Raw genomic sequence first — 6,692 nt, forward strand, 5'->3', positions numbered from 1 at the left:
GCTTTGTCAGTCACTGCTGTTGCGACTGATACACCGCTATCGCGAGCAGGCTCACTCCTACAGGGGGCGTGTGTATCAGAAGGTGATGTCGGCTGCGGGTTTGACGTCGATTCGCGCTACGGAGCTGGTGAGCTGGGCGAAGTCCTTGTTGTGTTGGGCAATGATGTCGTCGGCGCTCATGGTGCCGTTGTCGACTGTCGAATGCGCGTCTCCCGCAACCACGATGTCGTAGCCCAGCGTATGCGCACTGCGCACCGTGGCGTTGACGCAGTAGTCGGTTTGCAGGCCGCAGAGGATCAGCCGCTCGAAATCTTCGCTGGGCAGCAGCTTGCCGAGGTCGGTCTGATAGAAAGAATCCCCGGTGGTTTTGCGTACACGCAGGTCTTGCGGTGATGTCTCCAGCCCTTCGGCCAGTTGCCAACCTTCGGCTTGGTAAGCCAACGGGCTGTCCTTCTCCTCGTGTTGAATCAGCACTACCGGAACGCCGGCGTCCCGGGCGCGCTGGCTCAGATCATTGATCGTGGCGATCACGCGGTCGATCTCAAAACACTGATACTCACCAGCACACAGCGCCTGCTGGACGTCGATGATCAGTAATGCGGTGGTCATGTCGAGCCTTCCTTGATCAGTCCTTGAAGATGGGGCGGACTTGAGCCCGCCCCTTTTTACTCCGCTCAGTAACCCAATGACAAGCCGGTATTGCGCCGTGGATCGTTGGCGCCGTAGAAGCGGTTCTTGCCAACCGGTTTGCCATCCAGCGACGGCGCGCCAACCAGAATCGCGGCGATATGGTTGGGATCCTGCGGGCCGGCAAACTTGTGGCCCCAGCTTTCAAGGATCTTTCGCGTATCCGGGCTGGCTGCGAAGTCTTCGAGGTTGGTTTCTTCCGGCATCCACTGCTGATGGAAGCGCGGCGCGTCGACTGCTTCCTGCAGGCCCATGCCGTAGTCGATGACGTTGAGCATGGTCAGCAAGGTCGCAGTAATGATCCGGCTGCCGCCCGGCGTGCCAACCACCATGACCACTTTGCCGTCCTTGGTGACGATGGTCGGACTCATCGACGACAGGGGTGCCTTGCCCGGGGCAATGGCATTGGCTTCGCCCTGGACCAGCCCGTACATGTTCGGCACGCCGACCTTGGAGGTGAAGTCGTCCATTTCGTCGTTGAGGATCACCCCGGTCTTGCTCGCCATCACGCCCGCACCGAACCAGTCATTGAGGGTGTAAGTGACCGAGACAGCATTGCCCCACTTGTCGACGATCGAATAGTGCGTGGTATTGCTGCCTTCATGGGGCGCTACACCGGGCTTGAGTTCAGCCGATACGCCGGCCTTTTGCGGCTGGATGGCGTTGCGCAGTTTGGTCGCATAGTTCTTGTCCAGCAGGTGCTCGATCGGATTCTTCACGAAATCCGGATCGCCGAGGTAGCTGTTGCGATCGACGTACGCGTGGCGCATGGCTTCGATCTGGTAGTGCATGCCCTGAGCCGAATGGAAACCCAGATCCTTCATCGGATAGCCTTCGAGGATGTTCATGATCTGGCAGATCACCACCCCGCCGGAGCTTGGCGGCGGCGCCGAGACCACGTGGTAACCGCGATAATCACACTCCACCGGGGCCAGTTCGCGAGTCTTGTACTTGTCCAGATCAGCCTGGGTGATGATGCCCGTGTTGGCCTGGCTGGAGGTGACGATGGCATCGGCGACCCAGCCTTTGTAGAAGCCGTCGGCGCCCTTGTCGGAAATCGTCCGCAGGGTTTTCGCCAGATCCTTTTGCACCAGCTTCTGCCCGACCTGCATCGGCTCGCCGTTGCTGAGGAAAATCGAGCCGGAATCGCGCATGTCCTTCTTGAACACATCCGTCGCGTATTCGAGCAGTTCGACATCGCCCTGCTGCAGTTCAAAACCGTCTTCGGCCAGCTTGATCGCCGGGGCGATCATCTCCTTGCGCTGTTTGGTCCCGTATTTGCTCAGGGCCAGCTCCATGCCCGACACCGTGCCCGGTACGCCCACCGCCAAGTGACCGCGAGTACTCAGGTCCGGAATGACGTTACCTTCCTTGTCCAGATACATGTTCGCTGTCGCTGCCAGCGGAGCTTTCTCACGGAAATCGAGAAAGGTCTTGCGCCCGTCCGCCAGTTGAATGGTCATGAACCCGCCACCGCCAAGGTTGCCCGCAGCCGGGTAGACCACCGCCAGTGCATAGCCCACGGCCACGGCCGCATCCACGGCATTGCCGCCGTTTTTCAACACATCGACGCCAACGTGGGTCGCCAGATGTTGCGCGGTGACGACCATGCCGTTTTCCGCCGCAACCGGCGCCACCGATGCCGCGTTAGCCATGAGACAGCTGAGCGCCAGGGAAGTCGCAATGAGCGATCTGGCCAAAGGTTCGTACTTCATGAGTCGATCTCTTTTTTGTTTTTGGGGACTGCGCGAGACGCAGGGCAACGCTTCAGGAGCAACAAGCAGTATGGTCGGCTTTGCGTATTGCGCCTCCCCGTTCAGCCAGTATGCTGACCGCGTTATCGCCCCCGCTCCGGAGTCGCCGTCATGCCTTATACGTTCATCACCCTGCCCTCGCCGGTCGGCGCATTGAAGCTGGTCGCGAACGGCAGTCGACTCGCGGCCATCCTCTGGGAAAACGACAAACCGAACCGGGTGCGGCTTGGGCCGATGAGTGAAGAGCCGGACAATCCGATCCTCATGCTGACCGCTCGGCAACTCGATGAATACTTTGCCGGCACACGAAATCGCTTCGATCTGGAGCTGGAATTTGTCGGCAGTGAATTCCAGAAAAAAGTCTGGGCGGCACTGCTGACCATTCCCTTCGGCGAGACGCGCACCTACAGCCAGATTGCTGCGCAGATTGGCCATCCGGCAGCGGTTCGAGCGGTCGGCGCCGCCAACGGGCGCAATCCGATTTCCATTGTTGCGCCGTGTCATCGGGTGATCGGCGCTTCGGGGAAACTGACTGGCTTCGCCGGTGGGCTTGACGCTAAAGAGCGCTTGCTGACGCTTGAGGGTGGCCAGTGGGCGCAGATCGGTAAAACCGGCGATCTGTTTTAGCCATTCAAGAAAGATCAGAAGATCGCAACCTTCGGCGGCTCCTACATCAAAATGCGTTGAAGGCTGCGATGTTCATCAAGCGAACAAGTTGTTCATCGCTGCGTACTGCAACAACATGATGGTCTTGGCATCGCAGATGTCGCCGCGCTGGAATGCCGCCAGCGCCTCATCGAACCCCCACTCGAGCACTTCCAGTTCTTCGGTTTCTTCTTCCAGGCCGCCACCGTCGCTGACTTTGGACGCCGCGTCGTATTCGGCGATAAAGAAGTGCAGCTTCTCGGTCACCGAGCCGGGGCTCATATACGCCTCGAACACCTTCTTCACTTCATGCACTCGGTATCCGGTTTCCTCCTCGGCTTCGTCACGAATGCGTTGCTCGGGCGCGGCACCTTCGAGCAAACCCGCCGCCACCTCGATCAGCAAACCGTCATGGCCATTGACGAACACCGGCAAGCGGAACTGGCGGGTCAATACCACCGTGCGCTTTTCGCGGTTGAACAGCAGAATCGCCGCGCCGTTGCCCCGGTCGTAAACCTCGCGAGTCTGACGTTGCCACTCACCGTTGTTGCGGTGGTAATCGAAGGTGATTTTCTTCAGCAGATACCAGTCGTGGGACAACACTTGAGTGTCGACGATGTTGACCCGTTCGGCTGTGTTGGACATCGCGTCTGATCCTGTCTTCATGTGTGAACTGCCATGGTCGGACAAATGCGCCGACAACAAAAGCCCGGCAGCGCTACCGGGCTCGCTCAGCGTCCGCTGTTACTGGAAGTCGACGTCGAAGGCCTGATAGAAGGCGTTGCCGGTGTTGGCGACGATCCACATCAGCACAATGACGTGATGGCCCCTCTTGTGCGCCGGCAGCTTCACTTCATGATCGACCTTCGCCTTCAACTCACCGGCATGACTGTAATAAGGCACCTGCGGGTAGAAGTCTTCGAAGAAAGGCTGTGCTTCCAGTTGTGCACGCGTGATCCGTTGCTGAGGATCCCAGCCTTCCCGGGTGATCAACCAGCGATAACCACGGGTGGTGTGCGGCGCGGTGTAGGTCCAACTGACCTTGAGGATCTGGCCCGGATCGACATTGAGCAGCGGCCAGTTGAAGGAACGACCGAGCTTCTTGCTCATTTCGTCACTGGTGTAGTTCACACAATCGCGGGCATCGGTCTTGCCGCCGCTGAGAATGTAGCCGTCGGCTGGCGGCGCGACGCTGGCAGAGTCGGTTTCGAAAGGCGAAGGAAACGGTCCGGCCTCAATCGCCGGGAAGTTCTTGCCGCCTTCCATTTCATTGACCTGCCAGCCGCCGAGCAAGCCAAGGTCAATGGCGACAGCACCGCGACTGGCGGGTGAGATGACGCGACCGTGCTTCAGTTCGGTTTGTGGAATTGCCTGATTCATTTTTTTCACTCCGTTGATTTGAGAACTCTCCTTCCCGAGGAGAGGCCTTCAAGCTAACGGAGACGGTTTTTTTGTCCATTGGCGCTTTTGTCGCAGCGTGATCATGCAAAACCCAAAAAATCCGCAAACACTGGATTGATAACCAGTGATCGACGACGCATCGCACTCAACGTGTGGCTGAACGCCTACACGCTGAGTTGACGAAATCGCCCTTGGGCGATTCAAGACAGTTGCGCCTGGTACTCCTTTTCGTACTGTCCGGCGAGTTGCGTTTTCTGTTTATCGTCGAGCAGCTTGCCGGCCATCTGGAAGAATTTGTGCTCTTCTTCCTCAAGGTGGTGATGGACCTTGTCGGAAAGCTTCTTCGCCGTGGCCAGCCACGCTGGGCTGGACATCTCGGTCTCGTCGAGTTCTTCCATCATCTCGTCCATTTCATGGTGCTCGGAGATGGCGTGGCGGCTCAGATCAACGCCTTCGTCGATTGCCATCAGCGGGATGTAGAAGTGCCGCTCTTCGGCGGTTTCATGGGCTTGCAGTTCTGCTTTGAGCTGTTTGTAGGCCTCGACCCGCTCAGGGCTGTCGCCGCTTGTCGCGATCAGCGCCTTGGCGTAAGCGCGCTGGCGCTCGTGGCTTTCGCGCAGGGCTTCAAAAATATTCACGGGATTTCCTCATCAATCGCGCTCAGGGAAAGGCGCGATGAAGCCTAGACCGCAGCGCTCGTTTGACGGTTCCGCTGGTTTGATCGAAGGGCTTGGAGGCGCCTGCACGGACGCGGTAGGCTGGACGCTCCATTACACAAGGAAGTCATGCATGAATTTGCGTATCGAGTTGACGCAGAATCCTACCGAGGAACAGCGCCAGGCCATTCTTCAACCGCTGATTGAATACAACGACGCGAAAACCGGCATATCGAAAACAGAGCCGTTCGCCTTGATGGTCAAAGATGAGCATGGCGCGATACTGGGCGGCTTATACGGACGAGTGACTTTGCGCTGGATGTTCATCGATCTCCTGTCAGTACCGGAACAAGGGCGAGGACAGGGGATTGGCTCCCAATTGATGGCTCAGGCGCAAGCATTGGCCGAAGAGCAGAATTGCTACGGAATCTGGCTCGACACCTTCGACTTTCAGGCGCCGGAGTTTTACCAGAAACTGGGCTTCAGCCAGTTCGGTGAGATCGTTGACTATCCACCGGGACACAAGCGGCATTTCTTTCAGAAGCGCCTGATTGACTGATTGCGCCGTCGTCTTCGCGAGCACGCTCGCTCCCACATTGGAATGCATTTCAACTTGTGGGAGCGAGCCTGCTCGCGAAAGCGCCAGTCGCCTCGACACCCAATCAGAGGCAGGTCGCCATCGCCGCCATCCGCCGCATCGCGACAAAATCATCCTGCTGCGCGTAGTAGTTGAGGGTCGTACCGGAGGCTTCGGTGATCACATCGACGAACGACTCCGCCGAGCGGGTGTAGACCGTCGTGCCGCCGGACTTGCGCGGTTCCAGATAGGCCGCCGCGTCGACGCCGAATACCGCTTCGTCCTGCCAGGCGAATTGCACGCACTGGGCGACGTCTTTCTCCGGCTTGTCCGAGGTCAGGACCTTGTCAGGGCTCTTGGTACGAGCGTCGTTCATCACCGAGCCGGCGCACCCGGCCAACAGGGCCGCCGCCAGCGCTACCATCAGCATTCGCATTGCATTCGCTCATCGAGAAAAAAGCGGACTGTAGCACTGCAAGGCGGCAAATCGTTCTGCTTTACTGTTTTTAGGCGCGACATGCGCGAGCAACTGCGCCACCCTACGTCTTCAGCCACACAAGGAAATTACATGGCGCCTAGCGACCAGCGACATGAACACGCTCTGAAATTGTTTCTCGAAGCACGACCCGAACTGCGTGAAACCCTCGACCATCTCAACCCGCTGCTGGCTCAGGCGAAGGGCGAAACCCAGGCGCAGTATCGCGAAGAACGCCTGCATGAGGCGTTTGAAGAAGAGGCGGAAAGACAGGGGTTGTTCGCCTGGGAACTGACGTTGCAGTTGACCGCTGCTTCCCCGGAGGACTATCAGGCACAACGGCTCGAGGTGCATCGCGAGGTGGCGGAAATGGCGGGGTTGGACTGGATCGAGTATTGCGATCTTTACGGCATTACCCCGTAGCTTTCCTGTAGGAGTGAGCCTGCTCGCGATAGCGGTGTGTCAGCGAACGTTTTGTGGATGACACACCGCTATCG

Annotated in this window: 9 protein-coding genes; 3 read left to right on the forward strand and 6 right to left on the reverse strand. The window is 58.5% G+C overall.

Annotated elements, in window-relative coordinates; genetic code table 11:
- Positions 1-75 precede the first annotated feature (75 nt).
- Together DCO47_RS24905 and ggt are read right to left on the reverse strand one after the other, a co-directional pair.
- Positions 76-609, reverse strand: a complete 534-nt coding sequence (locus DCO47_RS24905) for a cysteine hydrolase family protein (protein WP_116659140.1) — start codon at positions 607-609, stop codon at positions 76-78.
- Positions 610-674: 65 nt separating this feature from the next.
- Positions 675-2,402, reverse strand: coding sequence for a gamma-glutamyltransferase (gene ggt, locus DCO47_RS24910; protein WP_116659141.1), 1,728 nt, complete (start codon positions 2,400-2,402; stop codon positions 675-677).
- Positions 2,403-2,552: 150 nt separating this feature from the next.
- Between ggt and DCO47_RS24915 the strand changes: the two genes are divergently transcribed.
- The gene (locus DCO47_RS24915) at positions 2,553-3,068 is read left to right on the forward strand and encodes a methylated-DNA--[protein]-cysteine S-methyltransferase (RefSeq protein WP_116659142.1); all 516 of its coding nucleotides are present in this window, start codon (positions 2,553-2,555) and stop codon (positions 3,066-3,068) included.
- 75 nt (positions 3,069-3,143) lie between these two features.
- On the opposite strand, the gene DCO47_RS24920 is transcribed toward DCO47_RS24915, so the two are convergent.
- From DCO47_RS24920 to DCO47_RS24930, 3 genes are all read right to left on the reverse strand, one after another.
- Complete coding sequence (locus DCO47_RS24920) at positions 3,144-3,731, reverse strand: NUDIX domain-containing protein (RefSeq protein WP_116659143.1); 588 nt, start codon at positions 3,729-3,731, stop codon at positions 3,144-3,146.
- Positions 3,732-3,830: 99 nt separating this feature from the next.
- On the reverse strand, positions 3,831-4,466 hold the full coding sequence (locus DCO47_RS24925) for a lytic polysaccharide monooxygenase auxiliary activity family 9 protein (protein WP_116659144.1): 636 nt from the start codon (positions 4,464-4,466) through the stop codon (positions 3,831-3,833).
- Positions 4,467-4,687: 221 nt separating this feature from the next.
- Complete coding sequence (locus DCO47_RS24930) at positions 4,688-5,125, reverse strand: hemerythrin domain-containing protein (protein ID WP_083352456.1); 438 nt, start codon at positions 5,123-5,125, stop codon at positions 4,688-4,690.
- A gap of 151 nt (positions 5,126-5,276) precedes the next feature.
- Here DCO47_RS24930 and DCO47_RS24935 point away from each other — a divergent pair, with 151 nt between their 5' ends.
- The gene (locus tag DCO47_RS24935; RefSeq protein WP_083352455.1) at positions 5,277-5,702 is read left to right on the forward strand and encodes an N-acetyltransferase; all 426 of its coding nucleotides are present in this window, start codon (positions 5,277-5,279) and stop codon (positions 5,700-5,702) included.
- A 103-nt stretch (positions 5,703-5,805) separates the two neighbouring features.
- On the opposite strand, the gene DCO47_RS24940 is transcribed toward DCO47_RS24935, so the two are convergent.
- A complete protein-coding gene (locus DCO47_RS24940; RefSeq protein ID WP_042609233.1) occupies positions 5,806-6,156 on the reverse strand; it encodes a hypothetical protein in 351 nt (116 codons plus the stop codon).
- Positions 6,157-6,288: 132 nt separating this feature from the next.
- On the opposite strand from DCO47_RS24940, the gene DCO47_RS24945 reads away from it, so the two are divergent.
- Entirely contained in the window at positions 6,289-6,618 is a 330-nt protein-coding gene (locus DCO47_RS24945) for a DUF6388 family protein (RefSeq protein ID WP_042609232.1), read from the forward strand.
- The last annotated feature ends 74 nt before the right edge of the window (positions 6,619-6,692 follow it).

Origin of the sequence: Pseudomonas sp. NDM (genome assembly GCF_003105095.1) — a bacterium.
Taxonomy (GTDB): Bacteria; Pseudomonadota; Gammaproteobacteria; order Pseudomonadales; family Pseudomonadaceae; genus Aquipseudomonas; species Aquipseudomonas moraviensis_A.

Coding starts and splice junctions, on each gene's coding strand:
- DCO47_RS24905 (WP_116659140.1), bottom strand. CDS start 609: ATGACCACCGCATTACTGATCATCGACGTCCAGCAGGCGCTGTGTGCT.
- ggt (WP_116659141.1), bottom strand. CDS start 2,402: ATGAAGTACGAACCTTTGGCCAGATCGCTCATTGCGACTTCCCTGGCG.
- DCO47_RS24915 (WP_116659142.1), top strand. CDS start 2,553: ATGCCTTATACGTTCATCACCCTGCCCTCGCCGGTCGGCGCATTGAAG.
- DCO47_RS24920 (WP_116659143.1), bottom strand. CDS start 3,731: ATGTCCAACACAGCCGAACGGGTCAACATCGTCGACACTCAAGTGTTG.
- DCO47_RS24925 (WP_116659144.1), bottom strand. CDS start 4,466: ATGAATCAGGCAATTCCACAAACCGAACTGAAGCACGGTCGCGTCATC.
- DCO47_RS24935 (WP_083352455.1), top strand. CDS start 5,277: ATGAATTTGCGTATCGAGTTGACGCAGAATCCTACCGAGGAACAGCGC.
- DCO47_RS24940 (WP_042609233.1), bottom strand. CDS start 6,156: ATGCGAATGCTGATGGTAGCGCTGGCGGCGGCCCTGTTGGCCGGGTGC.
- DCO47_RS24945 (WP_042609232.1), top strand. CDS start 6,289: ATGGCGCCTAGCGACCAGCGACATGAACACGCTCTGAAATTGTTTCTC.